This is a genomic window from Staphylococcus sp. EG-SA-2, assembly GCF_017152085.1.
Genome location: NZ_JACYHC010001201.1, coordinates 1 through 647, shown reverse-complemented (window position 1 = coordinate 647; position 647 = coordinate 1). Strand labels below are relative to the sequence as shown.

The 647-nt window shown below is 36.9% G+C and carries 1 protein-coding gene and 1 pseudogene; both read right to left on the bottom strand.

Going from position 1 to position 647, the window contains the following annotated elements; all coding sequences use genetic code 11:
* Positions 1-316: NAD(P)-dependent oxidoreductase (locus IDG60_RS19570; RefSeq protein WP_274611454.1), on the bottom strand; the 316-nt coding region annotated here is incomplete at its 3' end.
* Positions 317-378: 62 nt separating this feature from the next.
* Positions 379-647 (bottom strand): annotated as a pseudogene (locus tag IDG60_RS19565) (sulfite reductase [NADPH] flavoprotein alpha-component); the annotation flags it as partial.

The window sequence follows — 647 nt, the reverse complement described above, 5'->3', positions numbered from 1 at the left end:
TTGATGCATCTCCAACATTATTAAAAAGGGCATGCTCAGGTAAGGCTTGTTTTACCGCTTCATTGACACGTGGCTCATTGGTTGCTGCAATAACTAGATACGCGTCTACAATATCGCTTGGTTCAAACTCTTTTTCTTTCCATATGACGACACCTTTATCTACCATATTTTGAAGTTTTTCAGTGATTTCAGGACTGATAACCATTATGTGTTCAACGTATTGACTTAATGTTTGTGCCCGACGACTTGCAACGAGGCCTCCACCAACTATGACGACATTTTTATTTGTTAAATCTATCATTAATGGCATATTCATGTTGAGCAACATCCTTTATATCTTTTTACGTCATTTCATCTTAAAACATTTAACACCAATCGCTAATAAACATCACGTTGATAGCGTTGTTGCTGTTTCATTTGACGCAATATCGTCTCCGCTTCTTCTTGAGAAATATGACGTTCTTTTACCAATACATCTTTAATGGCTTGATGGACATCTTTCGCCATACATTTTTCATCACCACAAATATAGATTGCTGCGCCTTGCTCAATCCATTCATTGAAACGTTCACTTTCTTCCATTATACGATGCTGTACATATTCTTTGTGTTCTTGGTCTCTTGAAAATGCTAAATCTACGCGTGTTA